Source organism: Amycolatopsis sp. NPDC003865, from assembly GCF_053605345.1.
The window spans coordinates 517,074-536,332 of the sequence record NZ_JBSGJA010000002.1; the positions used below are offsets into that span (position 1 = coordinate 517,074).

A 19,259-nucleotide genomic window follows, 5' to 3' on the forward strand; every position below is an offset into this window, starting at 1 on the left:
TCCCGGTGGCCCTCGGAACAAACGCGGCGCCACCCGGTTGGTACAGCTATGACGGACGACACAGCGCTCAAGGACTTCCTCGCGGCGCGCCGCCACGGCGTGCTGGCCACGATCCGGCGCGACGGGCGGCCCCAGCTGTCCACGATCACGCACCTGTACGACGCCGACTCGAACACGATCGTCGCGTCGATCACCGAGACCCGCGCGAAGACGAAGAACATGCGCCGCGACCCGCGGGTGACCTACCACGTGGGCAGCGAGGACGGCTGGAGCTACGTCGTCGCGGAGGGGCAGGCGTCGCTCACGCCGCCGGCGGCGTCGCGGGACGACGAGACCGTCGAGGCGCTCGTCGACTACTACCGCCGGGCGGCCGGCGAGCACCCCGACTGGGACGAGTACCGCGACGCGATGGTCAGCGACCAGCGGGTCCTGCTGCGGGTGCGCGTGGAGAAGCTGCTGGGACTGGTCCGGTAGGGGCGGTTTTGAAATAGAAGTTCCGCAGTGCGGACTATCCGGGCTTACCATGAGGCCATGGGCAACGAAGCTTTGGTCACCCGGCTGCGCGACCTGCTCGGCAAGAGCGCGGTGCTCACCGACACCGACGTCACGGCGTCCTACGCGCGCGACATGATGCCGCTGGCTCCCTCGGGGCAGCCACTGGCGGTGGTGCTGCCCGCGAACGTCGAGGAGGTGCAGGCGGTCGTCAAGGCGTGCGCCGAAGCGGGGGTGCCGATCGTGCCGCGCGGGGCGGGCAGCGGCCTGTCCGGCGCCGCGAACGCGATCGACGGCTGCGTGACGCTGTCGCTGACCAAACTCAACGAGATCGTCGAGATCGACCCGGGCAACCGGCTGGCGGTCGTCCAGCCGGGCGTGGTCAACCTGGACTTCCGCAACGCGGTCGAGAAGCACGGGCTGTTCTACCCGCCGGACCCGTCGAGCTACGACTGGTGCACGATCGGCGGCAACCTGTCGACCAACGCGGGCGGGCTGTGCTGCGTGAAGTACGGCGTCACGACGGACTCGGTGCTGGGCCTGGAGGTCGTCCTGGCGGACGGGTCCCTGCTGAAGACGGGCCGCCGCACGGTCAAGGGCGTGGCGGGCTACGACCTCGCCCGGCTGTTCGTGGGCAGCGAGGGCACGCTCGGCGTGATCACGCAGGCGACGGTCCAGCTCAAGCCGTTGCCCCAGGCCCCGGCGACGCTGGTCGCGGGGTTCTCGACGACGGAGGCGGCCGGCGAGGCCGTGGCGCGGGTCGTGCGGGAGGGCCTGGTGCCGTCGCTGCTGGAGATCATGGACGCGTCGTCGATCAAGGCGTCCGAGGCGTACTTGAAGACGGACCTCGGCGCGGGCTCGGATTGCCAGGCGCTGCTGCTGGGCCAGTCGGACGCGGGCGGCGAGGTCGCCCGCCGGGAGCTGGCGGCGCTGGAGCAGATCTGCGTGGACTGCGGCGCGGACCTGGCGTACACGACCGAGGACCTCGAAGAGGGGCGGATGCTGCTGCAGGCCCGCCGGGTGGTGCTGACCGCGCTGGAGACGTACGGCGTCTGGCTCACCGACGACGTCTGCGTCCCGCGCACGCGCATCGCCGAGCTCATCCAGGGCTGCGAGAAGATCAGCTCCGAGGTAGGCCTGCGGATCGCGGTGGTCGGCCACGCCGGCGACGGCAACATGCACCCGACGATCGTCTACCAGCCGGACGACCCGGACGAGTTCTCCCGGGCGCGGAAGGCGTTCGACGACATCCTCGAGGTCGGGCTGTCCCTCGGCGGGACGGTGACCGGCGAGCACGGCGTCGGCAAGATCAAGCGGGAGTGGCTGGAGCGCGAGATCGGGCCGGTCGGGATGCGGGTGCACCGGCAGATCAAGGCGGCGCTGGACCCGGGGAACCTGTTCAACCCGGGGTCGATGTTCTCGATGACCTGAGCCGACCTGAGCCGACCTGAGCCGACCTGAGCTGACCGCAGGGGTCCCCGCCCGGGGGACCCCTGCTTTCACGTTACTGCGGGGGTCTGACAAAAAAGGGCCCCACCGCCGACCGGTGGGGCCCTTCCTGTGGAGCAAACCTCAGTCCCGCACTCGCGGGATCCGCTGCGTGACCTCGGCATCGGTCTCCGCCGGAACAGCGCCCTTCTTCTCGCGCCGCGCCTTCAGGTACTCCAGCAAGATCGGCACCACCGACACGAGCACGATCAGCACGAAGATCGCGTCGACGTTGTTCGCGATGAACGACACCCCGCCCAGCAGCGACCCCAGCACCGTGATGCCCGCGGCCCACAGGATGCCGCCGATCACCGTGTACGTGAAGTAGCGCTTCGGGTCCATGCGGCCGATGCCCGCGATCCACGTGATGAACGTCCGGACGAACGGCACGAACCGGGCCAGCACCACCGCCTTGGGGCCGTGCTTCTCCAGGAACTCGTGCGTCTTGTCGACGTACTCCTTCTTGAAGAACTTCGAGTCCGGCCGGTTGAACAGCTTCGGCCCGACGAAGTAGCCGATGTAGTAACCGACCACGTTGCCGAGCAGCGCCGCGACCGTCACCAGTACGCAGACCAGCCACAACGGCGCGTCGAGCGTTCCGTTCGCGATGAACAGGCCCGCCGTGAACAGCAGGGAGTCACCGGGCAGCACCGGGAAAATGCTGCTCTCGATGAAGATGATCAGGCACAGCACCGCGATGACCGGCGTCGTCAGGCCGCTCAGCAGGTGCTGCGGGTCCAGCCATGACGGCAGCAGCGACATCGTGTTGACCGTGCTCTGGGCGAGAATCACCCCAAAAACGGTACAGGGTCACCCTGAGTCGTTACTGAGACCCGGTCAGACCAGCGTCAGCAGGCCCACCACGGACCCCGCGGCGAGGCCCAGCAGCACCGCCAGCAGCAGGATCCAGTACGCGGGCAGCTGCGCCGACTGGCGCGGCGGGGGAGGCGGCGGCGGTGAGTACGCCGTCGGGGCCTCGGCGATCGGGTCCAGCGCCGCGCGCTCGCGCTCCAGCGAGTCCGCGCCGGCGCCCGAGAGGAGCCCGTACGCGGAGGGCAGCTCGTTGGTCGGGACGGCCTCCGGCTCCTTCTCCCGCGACGGCGACGGCGGCGGCGACGCCGAAGGGGCGAAGACGGCTTGCGCGCGAAGGGCGTCCGCCAGCAACTGCTCGGGGTCCTTCGGCTCGCTCATCTCCGCCCAATTCGCTCGTCCGTATCAGGTACTCAAGGTAGCCGTACCCACCTCGGCGACCCACTCACCCCGGCGCAGCACCTTCGCGGGGCGCAGGTCCTGGTCGAGGACGACGATGTCGGCCACGTACCCGGTGCACAGCATCCCCGTGCGGTCGGCGATGCCGAGCAGCTCGGCGGGCCGTTGCGACGTCGCGTGCACCGCGTCGAGGATGCCGAGTTTCGCACCCCGGACCAGATTGCGGAAGGCGGTGTCCATCGTGAGGGTGCTGCCGGCCAGCGAGCCGTTGTCGGCGAGCGTGGCGACGCCGTCGTGGACGTCGACCTCCAGCCGGCCGAGCGTGTAGCGGCCGTCGGCGGCGTCGGTGGCCGACATCGCGTCCGTGATCAGCACCGTCCGGTTGCGGCCCGCGTGCTTGGCGGCCAGTCGCACCACCGTCGGGTGCAGGTGGACCAGGTCGCAGATGAGCTCGATCGTGATGCGCTCGTCATCGAGCAGTGCCCCGACCGGACCCGGTTCACGGTGGTGCAGCGGCCGCATGCCGTTGAACAGGTGGGTCGCGACGGTCGCGCCCGCGTCGATGGCCGGCAGCAGCTGCTCCTCGATGCCGTCGGTGTGCCCGATGGCGGCGATGACGCCCGATTCGGCGAGCTGCCGGACGGCCTTGATGCCGCCGTGCAGCTCCGGGGCGATGGTGACCATCCGGATCGCGCCCTGGCCGGCGCGCAGGAGCTTGTCGACCGTGCCGGTGTCCGGCTCCAGGAGCGTCTCCGGGTCGTGCGCCCCGCAACGGGCCTTCGAAATGAACGGCCCCTCCAGGTGGATGCCCGCGACCTCGCCGTCCTGGACGAGCTCACGCAGCGCCGCGACCTGGTCGCGCAGGATGTCCACCGGGTCGGACACCAGGCTGGCGAGCATGGTCGTGGTGCCGTGACGGCGGTGCGCTCGCACCGCCGTCAGGAGTTCCTCGGGATCGAGGGAGGTGAACGAAGCACCTCCCCCGCCGTGGCAGTGGGTGTCGATGAACCCGGGCACGACCAGTGCCCCACCGACGTCGACGTGCTCGCCCGACGGCGGGGTCCCGGAACCCACGCCGGCGATCCGCCCGTCGGAGACGGCTACCCAGCCGTCGTCGAGTACACGGTCCGGGGCAGCTACCCGGCCGCCCATGATCACGAAATCTCCGGCGCCTCTCACGCACCCCAGCATATATTGGTCTGGACCAAGCATGGTGATACGACTCAGTGATCGGAATGGTCCACCCGGGTCACTGTGGGGCCTGCATGGCCTTCTGGAGTGCCTCGAGCGCCCGGCTGGCGGTCGACTTAACGGTACCCTTGGAAATGCCTGCGGCCTCAGAGATTTCGGCTTCGCTCAGCCCACCGTAGTAACGCAGCACCAGCACTTCGCGCTGGCGGGGCGGCAGCTTGGACAGCGCGCTGACCACCGCTTGGTGCTCGCTGGACAGCATCGCGAGGCTCTCCGCGGACCGCGCGTTGACCGCGTGCGGCGGCACGTACTCGCGAGCGGTCTTGCGGCGGCGCAGCACGCTGCGCGACCCGTTGACCACGGCCGTGCGCAGGTAGCCGACCGCGGCCGCGGCGTCCCGCAGGCGGCCCCAGTTGCGGTGCAGGCCGGTGAAAGCCTCCTGGACGACGTCTTCCGCGGTCGCGGGCTCGTCGACCAGCAGAATCGCCAGCCTGACCAGCCGCATGCGGTGCTGGCGGTAGAGGTCTTCGAGGGTCAGCGGCGCGGCTGTCTGCGCCGGGGCCGGACCGTCCATGACCCGCAGGTGGCCGAGGGTCGCCTCGACACTGCGTTCCGCATTGCCCTCGAGCATGAACCCCTGCCTGTCCTCGACCCCGGTTTGCACGGTGCGTCGCGCCAGCAGGCTCCCGGTATTCACAGCGTTCACACAGGTACTGACGCACGCCCAGCCTATCGGGTTGGCCTGCCGTCGCCACAGATCGGCCGCCTCGACACGGGTAGCGTCGGACCGGTACCGCCCGCCCGACCCCGGAGAGCCCCCATGGCCTGGTTCCTCGTCGAAATCACCTACGTCCAGGAGAAGATGCCGGACGTCCGGCCGCGGCACCGCGAGTTCCTGAGCAAGCTGGCCGAGCAGGGCCGCGTCGCGGTCGCCGGCCCGCTGGGCGACGGCACCGGCGGCCTCACGCTCTACCAGGCCGACGACGAGGCGCACCTCAAGGAGACGATCGACCAGGACCCGTACTTCCTGGAGGGGGTCGTCGCCGAGCGCAGCGTCCGCGAGTTCAAGCCGGTGATCGGCGCCTGGCTGCCCGCGGAGTCATAGGTCGAGCGCCGTGGTGCCGCGGTCGACGCAGATCCGCATCGACCCGCCGCCGGCCGCCGGCACCGCGCACGTCCCGCAGAAGCCCTGGCGGCACGAGTAGGGTGTGGCGGGCCGCGTCTCGAGGAGGACGTCGAGGGCGGTTCGGTCGCCCGGAACGTGCAGTACCTGCCCTGACCTGCGCAAAGTCAGCTGGAACGGCTCGCCGTCGACGATCGGCGGCGGGGCGAACCGTTCGAAGTGCACCGCGCCTCGCTTCGCCGCCAGGTCGACGCGCACACCGGTGATCATCGGCGCCGGGCCGCAGCAGTACACCGCTGCCCCTTCGGGCAGATCTTCGAGCAGTTCCGCGCCCGAAGCCGGGATGCCGTACTCGGTGTCCGGGCGGATCCACACGCGGTCGCCGGCCGGGAGTTCGTCCAGGAACGGCATCGACTCGCGGCTGCGGCCGGTGTAGACCAGCCGCCAGTCGGCGCCGTTCGCCGCGGCACGGTGGACCATCGGCAGGATCGGCGTGATCCCGATGCCGCCCGCGATGAACAGGAACGGCCCGTCACCGACGAAGGGGAACGCCGTCCGCGGGCCGCGCACGGTGACCCGCGTGCCCGGCGTCAGCGCGTGCACCTCGGCCGACGCGACGCCGATCTTGCGCACGGCGATGCGGTAATGATCCTTTTCGGACGGATCGCCGCAGAGGGAGTACTGCCGCACCAGACCCGACGGAAGGACGAGGTCGAGGTGCGCGCCCGGTCGCCAGCCCGGCAGCGGACCGCCGTTGCCGAGGCGCAGGCTTACGACCCCTTCGGCTTCGGGTTCGACGGATTCGACGACCAGCGGCAAGTTCCGGTCGATTTCGCGAACCGGCGGTCGCCGTCGGCCGCTGAACTGCGACATCCGGCGGTAAACGCCCACGACACCGACCAAAGTGGACATCAGGTGGTCGGTCCGGCCGCTGCCGTCCAGCCGGGCGGGCCGGCCGAGCGTCACTCCGCCGCCCGGGCTGCCGGGGAGCTCGCCAGGTAGGCCACTGCTTGCGCGGTGTTGCCTGTCTCGGTCGGGTGGTACGACTTCCGGAAGTACGGCCGGATCTCCCGGGCCAGCTGCCGCCCGGTGGGCAGCAGGCCCCGCCGGGCCGCCCGCCGGTAGTCGCGCAGCGAAGCGCGGCCTGGGCGCGTCGGATCGTTACGCATGAGATATCGCGTGCCGCGGGCGAAGACCCACGCCAGCACCGGCGTCACGGCCGCCATGCTGCGCACCCGGCGCGTGTACCGGCCGTCGAGGTGCATGAACAAGTCGAACGCGACCGACCGGTGCTCGACCTCCTCGGCGCCGTGCCACCGCAGCAGGTCGAGCATCACCGGGTCCGCGCCGGCGTCCTCCAGGGGCGCGTCGAGCACCCACTGGCCGAGGAACGCCGTGTAGTGCTCGATCGCGGCGATGATCCCGAGCCGCTCGACGAGCCACTCCTCGGCGGCGCGCCCGGTCAGGTCGCGGTCGCCGAGCAGCCTGCGGAACAGCCACTCCATCTGCGCGACGAAGGGCCGTACCGGCACGCCCGCCGCTTCCAGGTGCGCCGCCGCGCCGTCGTGCGCCTCGGCGTGCACCGCCTCCTGGCCGATGAACCCGAGGACGTCCGCCTTGAGCCGCTCGTCCCGGATCAGCGGCACCGCCTGCTTGAACACCTCGACGAACCAGCGCTCGCCTTCGGGCAGCGCCAGGTGCAGGACGTTCATGGTGTGGGTGACCTGCGGCTCGCCGGGGATCCAGTGCATCGGCAGCGCCGCCCAGCCGAACTTGACGTCCCGTGCGTGCAGGACGAGCTGTTCGTCGTCGGTGGTCATGACGAGCGGCCGGACAGTTCGTAGTCCGCGGGGTCGACCTTGCGCGTCTCCAGCCAGTAGCGCCAGGTGAAGCCGGGCCAGATCGTCCGGTTGACGCCCTTCGCGTCGAGGTACCAGCTCTTGCAGCCACCCTGCGTCCAGACGCCCTTGACGAGCTTGTCCTGGATCTCCCGCTGGAACTTCTCCTGCACGCCCGGCCGGACGTCGAGCGCGGCGGCGTCGCGGGAGTCGGCGAGCTTGATGGCGTCGACGACGTACCGCGACTGCGACTCGATCATGAACACGACGGAGTTGTGGCCCAGCGCGGTGTTCGGGCCGAGCAGGAAGAAGAGGTTCGGGAAGCCGGAGACGCTGATCCCCTTGTGCGTCTGCATCCCTTCGGTGGCCCACTCCTTGGCCAGGTCGCGGCCGTCCACGCCGGTGATGTCGAGGTACTCCAGCGCGTCGGTGACCTTGAAGCCGGTGCCGTAGATGATCGCGTCGACCTCGTGCTCGACTCCGGCGGAGTCGACGATCGAGTGCGCCTTGACCTCCTTGATGCCGGAGGTGTTCACGTCGACGTTCGGCCGGGCGAGCGCCGGGTAGTAGTCGTTGGAGATCAGGACGCGCTTGCAGCCCATCGTGTAGTCGGGCGTGACCTTCTTGCGCAGCGCCGGGTCCTTGATGCCCTTCGCGATGTTCCGCTTCGCGATCAGCTCGCCGGCCTTCATGATCGCCGGGTGGCCGTTGAAGCCGATGGCGCGGGCTTCGAGTAGCCAGTACAGCGCGTTGCGGTAGACGCGCTGGGTGCCCGGGACGCGCTTGAACAGCGTCTGCGCCCACGACGGCATCGCGTGATCGGGTTTCGGCATGATCCACGGCGGCGTCCGCTGGAACAGCGTCAGCTCTTCGACGTCCGGGGCGATCTTCGGGACGAACTGGACCGCGCTGGCACCGGTGCCGACGACGGCGACCTTTTTGCCGCGCAGGTCGTACTCGTGGTTCCACTGCGCCGAGTGCCACGTCTGGCCCTTGAACGTCTTGATCCCGGGCAGTTCGGGGACCTGCGGGATGTGCAGGCCGCCGACGCCGGAGACGAGGAACTGCGCGACGAACTCGCGGCCGTCCTTCGTCGTCGCCGTCCAGCGGCGTTCGCCTTCGTCCCAGTGGGCGCCGGTGAGCTCGACGCCGAACCGGATCTTCTCGCGCAGCCGGTACTTGTCCGCGACACCCTTGAGGTAGCCGAAGATCTCCGGCTGCGGCGAGAACGACCGCGACCAGTCCGGGTTCTGCTCGTACGAGAACGAGTACATGTGCGACTGCACGTCACACGCGCACCCGGGGTACGAGTTGTCGCGCCAGGTCCCGCCCACTTCGTCGGCCTTCTCCAGGATCACGTAGTCCCGGATGCCGGCCTTTTCGAGCTGGATCGCCTGGCCGAGCCCGGAAAATCCGGTGCCCACGATCACGACCTTGAACCGCTCGGTCATCTGTCGGCCTCCGCTGCTTCGAGGATGCTGCCCAGATGACGTTACCTCAGGTAACAGTTACTTGGAAGTACTCCCTACTGGTTAGTACGTCCCGCCGAGCTTGGTGTGGTCCCAGCTGACGACCTTGGTCGGGCGGAAGACGAGCCCGACGCGCTTGGGGGCCTGACCTGCGATGAATCCGCGCAGCTCGTCGGGGACGGGGTCGCCCGGCTTGGCACCGGCGTACCGCTGCATGAGCGTGATCCCCATCCGGGTGACTTCTTCGGTGTCCTCGACGATCTCGACGTCGGCTTCGAGCGAGACGCCGCGGAGCTTTTCGTAGCTGTCGCCGTCCTCGATGAGCACCGTCGCCTCCGGCAGCCGCCGGAGGTTCTTCGCCTTCTGCGACGTGCCGTACGTCCAGGTCGCGACGCCGCCGTCCGCGTGCGGGTAGTACCAGAGCGGCGCGAGGTGCGGGCGGCCGTTCGGGCCGATGCTGGCGACGTTGATGACCTTCTGCTCGTCGAAGTACGCGCGCACCTCGTCTTCGGTCATCCGGATCTGGTCACGACGGGACATCTTCACCCCTTGGTGGCGGCCCGGCCGCCGTGGCCGGTGACCGCCGACTCGAACGCGCCGCGGGCCTCGATGTCGGCGAGCGCGGCCTTGTCCGCCGAAGGTACCCGGCTGCGAGAGCCGATTTCGATGATCGGCGGGAGGAACGCGCGGAGCAGCTTGAGGCCGCCGACCCAGCGCGGCACGTGGATGGTCCGGGCGCGCTTGAGGATGCCCGCTTCGAGGTCGTCGAGGGCGACGTCGAGCGGGTAGGTCTTGCCGATCAGGCCGGGCATCGACGCGCGCAGCTTGCCGAACACGGGGTGCGCGTCGGCGCTTTCGACGAGGTCGGTGCGGATCCACGTCGGGTGCGCGACGCCGACCTTGACGCCCAGGTGGGCGACCTCGGCGCGGAGGCTGTTGGAGAAGGCTTCGACGCCCGCCTTCGCGGCCGCGTAGTTCGCCATGCCCGGTGCGTGCGTGATCGCGGCGAGGCTGGAGATGGCGAGCAGGTAGCCCTTGCGCTCGATGACGTGCGGGAGCGTGACGCGGAACGTGCGCCAGACGCCGAGCAGGTCTACCTCGATGACCTTCTCGAACGCGGCGCGGTCGACCGAGCGGACGAAGCCCGCGGTCGCGATGCCGGCGTTCGCGATGACGATGTCGATGCCGCCGAAGTGCTCGACAACGCTCTTCGCCGCGGTTTCGAGCGCGTCCCAGCTCGTGACGTCGGCTTCCCAGGACTTCGCGTTCGCGCCGATCCGGTCGGCGACCTTCTGCTGCTCGTCGGCTTCGAGGCCGACGAGGGCGACCTTCGCGCCGCGCGCGGCGAGCCGCTCGGCCAGTCCGGCGCCGATGCCGCGGGCGGCGCCGGTGATCAGCACGACCTTGCCGTCGACCTTCTTGGTGCCGCTCAGCAGCGAAAACGGGTTGGCCACGGTGCCCTCCTAGACGTCACTTGAGGGCACCGTACCTCAACTTACCCGTAGTAAGCTACCCAGCAGTAGCCGCACTTTCACGTGAAAGTGCGGCTACTTCTTCTGGAGTCAGGGTCAGGGTGACCGAGGCGATCAGGTCGGTGAGCTGCTCGGTCGTCCGGGCGCTGGCGATCGGGGCGGCGACCGTCGGCTGCTGGCTGAGCCACGCGAGGGACACCGCGGCGACCGAGGTGTCGTGTGCTGCTGCCACCTTGTCGAGCTCGGCGAGCACGCGCTCGCCGCGTTCGTCCAAATAGGACTCTGCGCGGGCGGCGCGCGGGCTGTCGACGTGGTGGTCCTTCGTGCGGTACTTGCCGGTCAGAAAGCCCTTCGCGAGCGAGAAGAACGGCAGGGTGGCCAGGCCTTCGCGCTCGACGAGCGGGGCGAGGTCGCGTTCGTAGTCCCGCTCGAGGAGGTTGTAGTGCGGCTGCAGCACGGCGTACCGGGCGAGCCCGTTCCTGTCCGAAATGGACAGTGCGTCGGCGAGCCGTTCGGCGCTGTAGTTGGACGCGCCGAGGTGGCGGACCTTGCCCGCGCGGACCAGCGCGTCGAACGCCGTCAGCGTCTCCTCGAGCGGGGTGTCCGGGTCGTCCCGGTGCGCGTAGTAGAGGTCGATGTGGTCGGTCTTGAGACGGCGTAGCGAATCCTCGGCCGCGGCCCGGATGTTCTTCGCGGACAGACCCGGCCGGCCGTCCCACATGCCGACCTTGGTCGCGACGAGGACGTCGTCCCGGTTGCCGCGGGCGGCCAGCCAGTTGCCGAGGATCTCCTCGGAGCCGCCTCCGCCGCCGTAGAGGTCGGCGGTGTCCACGAAGTTGCCACCGGCCGCGGTGTAGGCGTCGAGCACGGCGAAGGACTGCGGCTCGTCGGCGGTCCAGCCGAAGACGTTGCCGCCGAGGTTGAGCCCGTACACGTCGAGGTCGGTGTTGCCCAGCTTGGTCATGTTCCCGACAGTAATTCGCCGGAGCCGGGAGGAAAATCGCCGTCCCACGCGTTGGAGTGTTCCATGGCAATCGAACTGGGCAAGATCGGTATCTGGCGGCACTACGCGCAGGTCGACGCGAGCTTCGCGGCCGAGGCGGAGAAGCTCGGCTACACCGCGATCTGGCTGGGCGGTTCACCCGGTGGTGACCTCGCCTACGTGGACGACCTGCTGGCGGCGACGGACTCCCTGGTCGTCGCGACCGGCATCGTGAACATCTGGCAGGACGAACCCGCCTCGATCGCGAAGGCGTACGAGCGCATCGCCGGGAAGTACCCGGACCGGTTCCTGCTCGGCATCGGCGCGGGCCACCCCGAGCACACGCAGGAGTTCAAGAAGCCCTACGCGGCGATCGTCGAATACCTGGACGGCCTGGACGCGGCGGGCGTCCCGGTGGCCGGCCGCGCGCTGGCGGCCCTCGGGCCCAAGGTCGTCAAGCTGTCCGGCGACCGCACGGCGGGTGCGCACCCGTACCTGGTGACGCCGCAGCACACGCGCGAGGCGCGGGAAATCCTCGGCGTCGGCAAGCTGCTGGCCCCGGAGCACAAGGTGGTCCTCGGGACCGACGCGGCCGAGGCCAGGGCGATCGGCCGCACCACCGTCAAGTTCTACCTCGGGCTGTCGAACTACGTCGCCAACCTGCGGAAACTCGGCTTCACGGACGACGACCTCGCGGGTGAGGGCAGTGACCGCCTGGTCGACGCGCTGGTCCTGCACGGCGAGGCCGCGACGATCGCGGCGGGCCTGCGCGAGCACTTCGAGGCCGGTGCGGACCACGTCAACATCCAGGTGCTGAACGAGGACCCGTGGCCGGCCTACCGCGCGCTGGCGTCCGAACTGCTGTGATCTCCGTCCGGCCGCCGGTTACCCCGGCGGCCGGACACGCCCCCTTCTGAACCGATTCCACGTGCGGAGAAGTTTCTCCCCGGGGACCGGTGTGCGGCGGCGGTCCACCTCGTACGATGCGGTCGGGACCACCCTGTGCCAAGGAGGAGTCAACGATGCCCATCGCCACCCCCGAGGTCTACGCGGAGATGCTCGACCGGGCCAAGGCGAACGAGTTCGCCTACCCGGCCATCAACGTGACCTCGTCCGAGACCGTGAACGCCGCCATCCGCGGCTTCGCCGAGGCGGAGAGCGACGGCATCATCCAGTTCTCCACCGGCGGTGCCGAGTTCGCGTCCGGCCAGAAGGTCAAGGACATGGTGACCGGCGCGACCGCGCTGGCGGAGTTCGCCCAGGTCGTCGCCGCGAAGTACGACGTCAACGTCGCGCTGCACACCGACCACTGCCCGAAGGACAAGCTGGACGGCTTCGTCCGGCCGCTGATCGAGATCTCGGCCGAGCGCGTCAAGAACGGCCAGAACCCGCTGTTCCAGTCCCACATGTGGGACGGCTCGGCGATCGACCTCGACGAGAACCTCGAGATCGCCGCGGAGCTGCTGGCCAAGACGGCGGCCGCGAAGATCATCCTCGAGGTCGAGATCGGCGTCGTCGGCGGCGAAGAGGACGGTGTCGAGGCGGAGATCAACGAGAAGCTGTACACCGCCGAGGGCGACTTCCTGAAGACGATCGACGCGCTGGGCGCGGGCGAGAAGGGCCGCTACCTGCTGGCGGCGACCTTCGGCAACGTCCACGGCGTGTACAAGCCGGGCAACGTGAAGCTGCGCCCGGACGTGCTGAAGGGCGGCCAGGAGGCGGCGGCGAAGAAGCTCGGGCTGGACAGCGGTGCGAAGCCGTTCGAGCTGGTCTTCCACGGCGGCTCGGGCTCGCTCCCGGAGGAGATCCGCGAGGCGGTGTCGTACGGCGTGGTGAAGATGAACGTGGACACGGACACGCAGTACGCGTTCACGCGTCCGATCGTGGACCACTTCTTCAAGAACTACGACGGCGTCCTGAAGATCGACGGCGAGGTCGGCAACAAGAAGGTCTACGACCCGCGGTCGTACCTGAAGGCGGCTGAGGCCGGCATGGCCCAGCGGGTCGTCGAGGCCTGCCAGGCGCTCGGTTCGGCCGGCACGAAGCTCAAGTAGTCACGCGCGAAGGGGCCGCACTTTCACGTGAAAGTGCGGCCCCTTCGTCGTGTTCAGACCTCGACGACTTCGAGCAGGCTTTCGAGACCGCGGAAGTCCTTCGCGTTGCGGGTGTACAGCGGCAAGCCGCGCACGGAGGCGATCGCGGCGATCATCAGGTCCATCCGGCGCGGCCGTGGTGATCGGCCCGCGGCGATGGTCAGCGCGACCAGCGTGCCGTATCGCGCGGCGGCCTCGCCGTCGAACGGCAACGGAGTGAATTCGACGATGGCCGCGCCCAATTGCTCGTTCCGCAGCGCCTTCGCGGCCGGATCCGTCGTCATGACGACGCCTTGATGGAGTTCGGCCATGGTCACGGCGGTGATCTCCGGAAAGTCCGGAAGCGTCTCCGGGTCCAGCGAGCCGAGTTCGATGTAAGCGCAGGTGTCGAGCACGCCGGCCGTGTGACGTTCAGCCACGCGTGCGTTCCCAGGGGTTGTCGTCGTCGCTGAGGCGATCGTCGCCGAAGAACTCGTCGACATCTCGCCGCAAGTCGGCGGCGTCGACCCGGGGCAGTCGCCTGTGCCGCTCGACCAGCTCTGCCGCGGTGAACCGCTTCCGGCGTGACACCGGGCGCAGTTCGGCGATCTCCACGCCGTTCCGGGTGACGTGGTACGTCTCGCCTGCTTCGACCGCGTCCATGATCGCGGCCGAGTTGTTCCGGAACTCCCGCTGGCTGATGACGTTCACCAAGCGAGTGTAGCACCGGGTGCTACACCGTTACCCGCCGCGCTGTCCAGCGGCGCGAAGCCGGGCCGGCCGCCGCCCAGAGGGCGAACACCCCCATCAGCACCACCAACGCCGTCCAGTACGCCACCGGTGGCGCCGACTCCGTGTGCGCGTCACCCAGCACCCACGGCCGGAACTGCGACTGCACCCACAGCGCCCCGTACCCGAACGCCGTCACCAGCAGCGCTCCCGCGCCGGCACGCAGCACTCCGGAAGACATCGCGAACGCCAGGTCCACCGCCAATCCGACGAACAGCAGGTAGAACGGCACCGTCGACACCGGGAACCCCAGCCCGAGCAGCAGCGGCCACATCACCGACCGGTAAGCGACGTACGCGAGCGCCACCGCGGAAGCCGCCCAGCGGAAACCCAGCGTCTTGCGCGCCAGGGCCAGGATCAACGCCATCACGCCGATGCCCCACAGCGGGTACACCCACTCCGGGATCGGCATCGTGAAGTGCAGCACCGCCGTCCGGTCGACCGGGTGGCCGATCTGGTTCGCCGCGAAGTCCAGCAGCGACTTCTCGGCCTCGGGCTCGCCGCGCTCCCACGCGCGCAGGCCCAGGATCCCGTACTCCTGCTGGCCGTTCGGGAAGAACGTGTTCTCCAGGAAGAACGCCCACAGCGCGAGCAGCACGCCCGTCCGGAAGCGGCCCGGCGGGGACAGCCGCAGCCAGCCCAGCAGGACGCCCGCCTGCATGATGCCCGTGCCCAGGTACAGCATCATGTGGGATGGGCTCCACGCGGTCAGGTCCAGGCCGTTGACGCGGTGGTTGATGACGTCCAGCGGCGCCGCCACCAGGAACGTCAGCAGGCCGATCTGCATCAGGCGCAAGGACGTCTTGTCGGCACCCAGGCCCGTGTAGCTGTGGATCGCCACCAGCACGACGATGATCACCGTGCCGACCGTGTTGATGAGGTGCGGCGGCGCCAGGTCGTCGCGCAGCCACCTGAAGTGCCACGACATGTCCCAGGACGAGCCCAGCAGCTTGAACGCGAACGCCGCCAGCCACATCCCGTAGCAGAACCGGAGCACCCAGTCCGGGGTCGGCTGCCCGGGGGCGCCGCGGTGCCAGTGCCGCGTGAAGAACAGCCGCGTCTTGCCGATGGGGCTGCGCGGGATCACGTCCACCGGGACGTCCACTGCCTTGGCCATGCCGGACATCATGGCCGGTCATGGTCACGAGCGGGCCAAGACCGTGGCGAAAGACGCGAAAATCGGGATTCCCCCTACCTTCTTCCCCACCGCCACCCTCAACGGAGGCGCTTCGCGCCCGGATTCACCCTTAGGGGTGGACGACTTGCTTTCGGCGTGCGCGGGTTGGCATGGTGTCCCGCCATGATGCCGAAACGAGTTGTGGCCGCCGTCCTGGTCGGCGCTCTGGTCCTGGCCGGTGGCGGGGTTCTCGGAGCGCTGTTCTTCTGAGGGCAGAATGGGCGGCATGACGCACAACCTGCTCGGCCCCGAGCCGACGCTGCTGCCCGAGCACACCGCCGCCCAGGCCGCGCTCGACGCCGGGACCGATCCGGCCGCCGTCGCGGCCGAACACCCCGACTACAGCGAGGCGTGGGCCTCGCTGGCCGAGAAGGCCCTGGACGCGGGCGAGACCGTCGCCGCGTACGCGTACGCCCGCACCGGCTACCACCGGGGTCTCGACCAGCTGCGCCGCGCCGGCTGGAAGGGCTTCGGCCCGGTGCCGTGGTCCCACCGCCCCAACCAGGGGTTCCTGCGCGCCCTCGCCGTCCTCGGCAAGGCCGCCGGGAAGATCGGCGAGACCGAGGAGTACGACCGCTGCAAGACCTTCCTCGCCGACTCCGACCCCGCCGCCGCGGAAGCCACCGGCCTCAAGTGACCACGCGGGCCCGGGACCGCGCGGTCCCGGGCCCGGCAGACCTCAGAACAGGCCGCAGTTGCTCACCGCCGGCAGACCCGCGAAGCGACCCTCCAGCCACGCGAACGCCTCCGGGAACGCGCGCACCGCGGTGAGCACGTGCGTCGGCACCAGTGACGTGCTGAACTGCACCTTCACGCCCTTGCCGCACCACGTCCGGCCCAGGTCGCGGTCCTGGGCGTAGGGCACGATGTCGTCGAGCGCGCTGTGGACGATCAGCACCGGCGCCGACGGCTTCAGCCTCCCGATCTTCTGCTCCGCCACTCGCGACGCGTAGGGCTCCTCACCGAGGAACCCGGTCACCGGCCGCCCGTCGTTGGTCAGCTCCGCGGACTGCGTGAACGCGTGCGCGGCGATCGCCTCCACCGTGCACTCGGTGCGGACCTGCTCGAACACCTGCTTGCCGCGCGCGTTGAGCAGCGCCGGGATGTTCAGCTCGGGGTACGCGTAGTTCATGCTCACCATCGCGAACGCGAGGAAGCCGAACGCGTAGTGCCCGTCGAGGTTCTTCGCCACCGAAGCCAGGTCCGCCGGCACCGCGCCGGCGTACGCGCCCTTCAGCTTCAGCTCGGGTGCGTAGCTCGGCTGCAGCTCCGCCGCCGCGGCCGACGCGCCGCCGCCCTGGGAGTAGCCCGCGATCGCGACCGGGCCGTCGTCGGGAAGCCCCGCCTCCGGCAGCCGTTGGGCCGCGCGGATCGCGTCGAGCACCGCGTGCCCTTCCGCCGCGCGGTTGACGTACGTGTGGTCGCCCGGCGTGCCGAGCCCTTCGTAGTCGGTGACGACGACGCCGTAGCCCCGCGTCAGCAGCCCCGCGATGAACGGGCCCTCGTACTCGAAGCCGGCGGCAAGCGCTTTCGACGGCGCGCAGCCGTCGCCCTCGCCCTGCGTGCCGACGGCGTAGGAGACGACCGGGCGCACGCCGGCGCCCTTCCACGCCGTGCGCGGGGTCAGCACCGTACCGGTGACGGCGATCGGCGAACCGTGCGTGTCGGTGCTGCGGTACATGATCCGCTGCACGTTCGCGTCGGCCTTGATCAGCTTGACCGGGTCGATGTAGAACGTCGAGGCCTCGTGCCGGATGACGTCACCGTCGCCGCCGGCCGGCAGTGGTGACGGGGGATCGTAGAAGGACGCGGCGGAGGCGCCGGGAGTCGCCAAGACCAGGACGGAAATCGTGGCGACCGCCGCGGAGAGGGCGCGACGAGAGAAGATACGCATGCTTGCTCCTCGTTGAGCAGGACTAGTGCGCGGGGAACACCTTTTTTGACAGAGGTGTCGGAAAAAGAATCACGTGAGGTGGACCACAATGTCAAGCCCCGCTCCGCGCGGGCGGCCGCGCAAGCTCCCGGTCGGTGAGCAGCGCGCCCGCGTCCTGCACGCGACGGCGAAGGTCGTCGCGCAGCACGGGATGCAGGGCGCGACGATCGAGCAGATCGCGCGCGAAGCCGGTGTCTCCCGCCAGGCCGTCTACGAGCAGTTCGGTGATCGCGCGACGCTGTTTTCCGAGGTCGTGGCCGTGACGGAGGAGCAGGCGTTCGCCGCCATCGCGAGCCCGGCGGTGACCGACCCGCAGCCCGGTCTGCGCGCCTGGGCGCGGGCCAACTACGCCAACATGGTCACGTTCGTCGCGGACAGCCCGGAGGCCTACGGCGTACTCCGGGCGGCCGAGCGCGCCGGCGACCCCGCTCTCACCCGGTTGAGGGAGAGGCTGGCCGTCGTCTACGCCGGCGCCGCCCGCAAGCGGTGGGCCGCGCACGGCATCGACTCCGGCCGCGCCGACCGCGCGCTCGTCACGCTCTTCTTCGCGATGACGGAGTCACTGGTGCAGGCGACGTGGGACGGCGAGCCGCCGGACCAGGAGGCCCTGATCGACCTGCTCACCGAATTCACGGTCGGCGGCGTCGCCCGCCTCCAGACGAAGGCGAGCGACGTCATCGACCGGCTGCGCTAAGCCGCGGCGAGGGCCACCTCGGCGGACCCCACCACGCGGTTGCGGCCGCCGTGTTTGGCCGCGTACACGGCCGCGTCGGCGGACGCCATCACTTCCTCGATCGACGCCCCGTCGAGCGGGTAGGCGGCGACGCCGATCGACGCCGTCTGGCGTTCGATGTCGACGGCGGCGCCTTCGTTGGTCGTCGTGCTGATGATCAGTTCGCTGACCCGTTGCCGGATCCGTTCCGCCGTCACGATGGCGTCTTCTTTGGACGTCGCGGGCAGCAGCGCGACGAACTCCTCGCCGCCGAACCGGCCGACCAGGTCGTGCGCCCGGGTTTCCTGCTTGACCACGGCGGCGACCGCCTTGAGCACGTCGTCCCCCGCGAGGTGCCCGTAGGTGTCGTTGATCCGCTTGAAGTGGTCGAGGTCGATCATCATGGCGCCGAAGCTGCCGTTTTCGCGCTCCGCGCGGGAGATCTCGCGCTGGGCGCCGTCCTGCCAGGTCGTGGCGTTGAGCAGCTGGGTCTTCTGGTCGGTGGTGGCGAGCTCCTCGAGCCGCTTGATCAGCACGGACCGCTGCAGCACGTACAGCGGCAGGATGACCAGCACGGACAGGTAGGGCTCGTCGGCCAGCATCATCGTCAGCAGCCCGCCGACCGACAGCAGCGCCAGCTCCAGCAGGTTGTCGTCCATGGTGCCCAGGCACGACGCCAGGGTGGCCTTGGCCGGGTCCGCGCAGTACAGGCCGAGGCCGGTCAGCGCGGTGTTGACCACGAAGAACACGAGCGCCGCCGCGCCGACCGTCGCCACCGTGTGCCCGCTCCCCACCGGGCCCACGAGGTTCGCCGCCAGTCCGGAAAGGATGGCCGTCGTCATGTTCGCGGCGACGCGGTGCGGCTGCCCCGGCCGGGTGCCGGACCAGCTGCGGAACGCGAGGTAGACGTAGAGGACGAGACCGAGCGCGGTGACCAGCTGCGGCGGCAGGAGCAGGCTCGCCGGCACCAGCCACACCGAGGTGGTGCTGATGTGCGGGCCCTTGCTCAGGGTGCGGCGCTGGCGTTCGATCCGCCTGCTGATCTCCGTCTGCGCCACGGCGAGCCCGGTGATCAACGCGAACATCCCCAGTGCGCTGCTCGTCACCGGAACCACCACGGCCGTGGTGACGGTCCAGACCACCATCGCGGCCATCGCCGTGAGCGTGACCGCGATCCACATGCGCGGACGCGACCACAGTGCCCAGTTACGGATCAGAGAAACCGAGGCTTGTCCAGTTTGTTCCCCCGATGTAATCATTCTTCCCCCATTGGCTTGCGCAACTATGCCGTGACAAACTACTCACGCACAGT

At 69.7% G+C, this 19,259-nt stretch carries 22 protein-coding genes; 7 read left to right on the forward strand and 15 right to left on the reverse strand.

Going from position 1 to position 19,259, the window contains the following annotated elements:
* Positions 1 to 48 precede the first annotated feature (48 nt).
* Together ACWEVP_RS07375 and ACWEVP_RS07380 are read left to right on the forward strand one after the other, a co-directional pair.
* Positions 49 to 474: a PPOX class F420-dependent oxidoreductase gene (locus ACWEVP_RS07375; protein WP_452061748.1), complete on the forward strand. Its 426-nt coding sequence runs from the start codon at positions 49 to 51 to the stop codon at positions 472 to 474.
* A 57-nt stretch (positions 475 to 531) separates the two neighbouring features.
* Positions 532 to 1,923 (forward strand): FAD-binding oxidoreductase, encoded by a 1,392-nt coding sequence (locus tag ACWEVP_RS07380; protein WP_452061749.1) that lies wholly within the window; start codon positions 532 to 534, stop codon positions 1,921 to 1,923.
* Between the two features lie 141 nt (positions 1,924 to 2,064).
* Here ACWEVP_RS07380 and ACWEVP_RS07385 read toward each other — a convergent pair whose 3' ends face one another.
* The 4 genes from ACWEVP_RS07385 to ACWEVP_RS07400 all read right to left on the reverse strand — a co-directional run bounded on the left by ACWEVP_RS07385 (position 2,065) and on the right by ACWEVP_RS07400 (position 5,011).
* A complete protein-coding gene (locus ACWEVP_RS07385; protein WP_452061750.1) occupies positions 2,065 to 2,772 on the reverse strand; it encodes a DedA family protein in 708 nt (235 codons plus the stop codon).
* A 45-nt stretch (positions 2,773 to 2,817) separates the two neighbouring features.
* Positions 2,818 to 3,171 carry a hypothetical protein gene (locus ACWEVP_RS07390; RefSeq protein ID WP_452061751.1) on the reverse strand — a complete coding sequence of 118 codons (354 nt, stop codon included), beginning with the start codon at positions 3,169 to 3,171 and terminating at the stop codon, positions 2,818 to 2,820.
* A 24-nt stretch (positions 3,172 to 3,195) separates the two neighbouring features.
* Positions 3,196 to 4,347 carry an N-acetylglucosamine-6-phosphate deacetylase gene (gene nagA, locus ACWEVP_RS07395; protein WP_452061953.1) on the reverse strand — a complete coding sequence of 384 codons (1,152 nt, stop codon included), beginning with the start codon at positions 4,345 to 4,347 and terminating at the stop codon, positions 3,196 to 3,198.
* 91 nt (positions 4,348 to 4,438) lie between these two features.
* Positions 4,439 to 5,011, reverse strand: a complete 573-nt coding sequence (locus ACWEVP_RS07400) for an RNA polymerase sigma factor (protein ID WP_163046624.1) — start codon at positions 5,009 to 5,011, stop codon at positions 4,439 to 4,441.
* A gap of 189 nt (positions 5,012 to 5,200) precedes the next feature.
* On the opposite strand from ACWEVP_RS07400, the gene ACWEVP_RS07405 reads away from it, so the two are divergent.
* Positions 5,201 to 5,485 carry a YciI family protein gene (locus ACWEVP_RS07405; RefSeq protein WP_364447974.1) on the forward strand — a complete coding sequence of 95 codons (285 nt, stop codon included), beginning with the start codon at positions 5,201 to 5,203 and terminating at the stop codon, positions 5,483 to 5,485.
* Here ACWEVP_RS07405 and ACWEVP_RS07410 read toward each other — a convergent pair.
* The 6 genes from ACWEVP_RS07410 to ACWEVP_RS07435 all read right to left on the reverse strand — a co-directional run bounded on the left by ACWEVP_RS07410 (position 5,480) and on the right by ACWEVP_RS07435 (position 11,246).
* Positions 5,480 to 6,415 carry a PDR/VanB family oxidoreductase gene (locus ACWEVP_RS07410; RefSeq protein ID WP_452061954.1) on the reverse strand — a complete coding sequence of 312 codons (936 nt, stop codon included), beginning with the start codon at positions 6,413 to 6,415 and terminating at the stop codon, positions 5,480 to 5,482. The two genes, ACWEVP_RS07405 and ACWEVP_RS07410, sit on opposite strands and share 6 nt — an antisense overlap.
* Before the next feature lie 50 nt (positions 6,416 to 6,465).
* The gene (locus tag ACWEVP_RS07415; RefSeq protein ID WP_452061752.1) at positions 6,466 to 7,323 is read right to left on the reverse strand and encodes a metal-dependent hydrolase; all 858 of its coding nucleotides are present in this window, start codon (positions 7,321 to 7,323) and stop codon (positions 6,466 to 6,468) included.
* Positions 7,320 to 8,792, reverse strand: a complete 1,473-nt coding sequence (locus ACWEVP_RS07420) for a flavin-containing monooxygenase (RefSeq protein ID WP_452061753.1) — start codon at positions 8,790 to 8,792, stop codon at positions 7,320 to 7,322. Before ACWEVP_RS07420 ends, ACWEVP_RS07415 begins: the two co-directional genes overlap by 4 nt.
* An 81-nt stretch (positions 8,793 to 8,873) precedes the next feature.
* Positions 8,874 to 9,350, reverse strand: a complete 477-nt coding sequence (locus ACWEVP_RS07425; RefSeq protein ID WP_452061754.1) for a pyridoxamine 5'-phosphate oxidase family protein — start codon at positions 9,348 to 9,350, stop codon at positions 8,874 to 8,876.
* A 2-nt stretch (positions 9,351 to 9,352) separates the two neighbouring features.
* Positions 9,353 to 10,264: an SDR family oxidoreductase gene (locus ACWEVP_RS07430; protein WP_452061755.1), complete on the reverse strand. Its 912-nt coding sequence runs from the start codon at positions 10,262 to 10,264 to the stop codon at positions 9,353 to 9,355.
* 55 nt (positions 10,265 to 10,319) lie between these two features.
* Positions 10,320 to 11,246, reverse strand: coding sequence for an aldo/keto reductase (locus ACWEVP_RS07435; RefSeq protein ID WP_452061756.1), 927 nt, complete (start codon positions 11,244 to 11,246; stop codon positions 10,320 to 10,322).
* Positions 11,247 to 11,309: 63 nt separating this feature from the next.
* Here ACWEVP_RS07435 and ACWEVP_RS07440 point away from each other — a divergent pair, with 63 nt between their 5' ends.
* Both ACWEVP_RS07440 and fbaA read left to right on the forward strand, forming a co-directional pair.
* On the forward strand, positions 11,310 to 12,131 hold the full coding sequence (locus ACWEVP_RS07440; protein WP_452061757.1) for an LLM class F420-dependent oxidoreductase: 822 nt from the start codon (positions 11,310 to 11,312) through the stop codon (positions 12,129 to 12,131).
* A gap of 155 nt (positions 12,132 to 12,286) precedes the next feature.
* Positions 12,287 to 13,318, forward strand: a complete 1,032-nt coding sequence (gene fbaA / locus ACWEVP_RS07445; protein WP_452061758.1) for a class II fructose-bisphosphate aldolase — start codon at positions 12,287 to 12,289, stop codon at positions 13,316 to 13,318.
* 53 nt (positions 13,319 to 13,371) lie between these two features.
* On the opposite strand, the gene ACWEVP_RS07450 is transcribed toward fbaA, so the two are convergent.
* From ACWEVP_RS07450 to ACWEVP_RS07460, 3 genes are read right to left on the reverse strand one after another with little or no spacing between them, the layout of a single operon-like run.
* Positions 13,372 to 13,776, reverse strand: a complete 405-nt coding sequence (locus tag ACWEVP_RS07450) for a type II toxin-antitoxin system VapC family toxin (RefSeq protein WP_452061759.1) — start codon at positions 13,774 to 13,776, stop codon at positions 13,372 to 13,374.
* Positions 13,769 to 14,047, reverse strand: a complete 279-nt coding sequence (locus ACWEVP_RS07455; protein WP_452061760.1) for a type II toxin-antitoxin system Phd/YefM family antitoxin — start codon at positions 14,045 to 14,047, stop codon at positions 13,769 to 13,771. The genes ACWEVP_RS07450 and ACWEVP_RS07455 overlap by 8 nt, the downstream gene beginning before the upstream one ends.
* A gap of 22 nt (positions 14,048 to 14,069) precedes the next feature.
* Entirely contained in the window at positions 14,070 to 15,242 is a 1,173-nt protein-coding gene (locus ACWEVP_RS07460) for a hypothetical protein (protein ID WP_452061761.1), read from the reverse strand.
* A 286-nt stretch (positions 15,243 to 15,528) separates the two neighbouring features.
* Here ACWEVP_RS07460 and ACWEVP_RS07465 point away from each other — a divergent pair, with 286 nt between their 5' ends.
* Positions 15,529 to 15,939, forward strand: coding sequence for a DUF3151 domain-containing protein (locus tag ACWEVP_RS07465; protein WP_452061762.1), 411 nt, complete (start codon positions 15,529 to 15,531; stop codon positions 15,937 to 15,939).
* A gap of 42 nt (positions 15,940 to 15,981) precedes the next feature.
* Here ACWEVP_RS07465 and ACWEVP_RS07470 read toward each other — a convergent pair whose 3' ends face one another.
* The gene (locus ACWEVP_RS07470) at positions 15,982 to 17,196 is read right to left on the reverse strand and encodes an alpha/beta fold hydrolase (RefSeq protein WP_452061763.1); all 1,215 of its coding nucleotides are present in this window, start codon (positions 17,194 to 17,196) and stop codon (positions 15,982 to 15,984) included.
* Between the two features lie 88 nt (positions 17,197 to 17,284).
* Between ACWEVP_RS07470 and ACWEVP_RS07475 the strand changes: the two genes are divergently transcribed.
* Positions 17,285 to 17,929, forward strand: a complete 645-nt coding sequence (locus ACWEVP_RS07475; protein WP_086671830.1) for a TetR/AcrR family transcriptional regulator — start codon at positions 17,285 to 17,287, stop codon at positions 17,927 to 17,929.
* Here the strand turns inward: ACWEVP_RS07475 and ACWEVP_RS07480 are convergent.
* Positions 17,926 to 19,092 (reverse strand): GGDEF domain-containing protein, encoded by a 1,167-nt coding sequence (locus ACWEVP_RS07480; protein ID WP_452061955.1) that lies wholly within the window; start codon positions 19,090 to 19,092, stop codon positions 17,926 to 17,928. The genes ACWEVP_RS07475 and ACWEVP_RS07480 overlap by 4 nt on opposite strands.
* Positions 19,093 to 19,259 lie beyond the last annotated feature (167 nt).

What these genes read in the sequence shown, in the direction of transcription:
- ACWEVP_RS07375 (WP_452061748.1), top strand. Translation starts at nt 49, where the DNA reads ATGACGGACGACACAGCGCTCAAGGACTTCCTCGCGGCGCGCCGCCAC.
- ACWEVP_RS07380 (WP_452061749.1), top strand. Translation starts at nt 532, where the DNA reads ATGGGCAACGAAGCTTTGGTCACCCGGCTGCGCGACCTGCTCGGCAAG.
- ACWEVP_RS07390 (WP_452061751.1), bottom strand. Translation starts at nt 3,171, where the DNA reads ATGAGCGAGCCGAAGGACCCCGAGCAGTTGCTGGCGGACGCCCTTCGC.
- ACWEVP_RS07400 (WP_163046624.1), bottom strand. Translation starts at nt 5,011, where the DNA reads ATGCTCGAGGGCAATGCGGAACGCAGTGTCGAGGCGACCCTCGGCCAC.
- ACWEVP_RS07405 (WP_364447974.1), top strand. Translation starts at nt 5,201, where the DNA reads ATGGCCTGGTTCCTCGTCGAAATCACCTACGTCCAGGAGAAGATGCCG.
- ACWEVP_RS07410 (WP_452061954.1), bottom strand. Translation starts at nt 6,415, where the DNA reads ATGTCCACTTTGGTCGGTGTCGTGGGCGTTTACCGCCGGATGTCGCAG.
- ACWEVP_RS07415 (WP_452061752.1), bottom strand. Translation starts at nt 7,323, where the DNA reads ATGACCACCGACGACGAACAGCTCGTCCTGCACGCACGGGACGTCAAG.
- ACWEVP_RS07420 (WP_452061753.1), bottom strand. Translation starts at nt 8,792, where the DNA reads ATGACCGAGCGGTTCAAGGTCGTGATCGTGGGCACCGGATTTTCCGGG.
- ACWEVP_RS07425 (WP_452061754.1), bottom strand. Translation starts at nt 9,350, where the DNA reads ATGTCCCGTCGTGACCAGATCCGGATGACCGAAGACGAGGTGCGCGCG.
- ACWEVP_RS07435 (WP_452061756.1), bottom strand. Translation starts at nt 11,246, where the DNA reads ATGACCAAGCTGGGCAACACCGACCTCGACGTGTACGGGCTCAACCTC.
- ACWEVP_RS07440 (WP_452061757.1), top strand. Translation starts at nt 11,310, where the DNA reads ATGGCAATCGAACTGGGCAAGATCGGTATCTGGCGGCACTACGCGCAG.
- fbaA (WP_452061758.1), top strand. Translation starts at nt 12,287, where the DNA reads ATGCCCATCGCCACCCCCGAGGTCTACGCGGAGATGCTCGACCGGGCC.
- ACWEVP_RS07460 (WP_452061761.1), bottom strand. Translation starts at nt 15,242, where the DNA reads ATGGCCAAGGCAGTGGACGTCCCGGTGGACGTGATCCCGCGCAGCCCC.
- ACWEVP_RS07465 (WP_452061762.1), top strand. Translation starts at nt 15,529, where the DNA reads ATGACGCACAACCTGCTCGGCCCCGAGCCGACGCTGCTGCCCGAGCAC.
- ACWEVP_RS07470 (WP_452061763.1), bottom strand. Translation starts at nt 17,196, where the DNA reads ATGCGTATCTTCTCTCGTCGCGCCCTCTCCGCGGCGGTCGCCACGATT.
- ACWEVP_RS07475 (WP_086671830.1), top strand. Translation starts at nt 17,285, where the DNA reads ATGTCAAGCCCCGCTCCGCGCGGGCGGCCGCGCAAGCTCCCGGTCGGT.
- ACWEVP_RS07480 (WP_452061955.1), bottom strand. Translation starts at nt 19,092, where the DNA reads ATGGTGGTCTGGACCGTCACCACGGCCGTGGTGGTTCCGGTGACGAGC.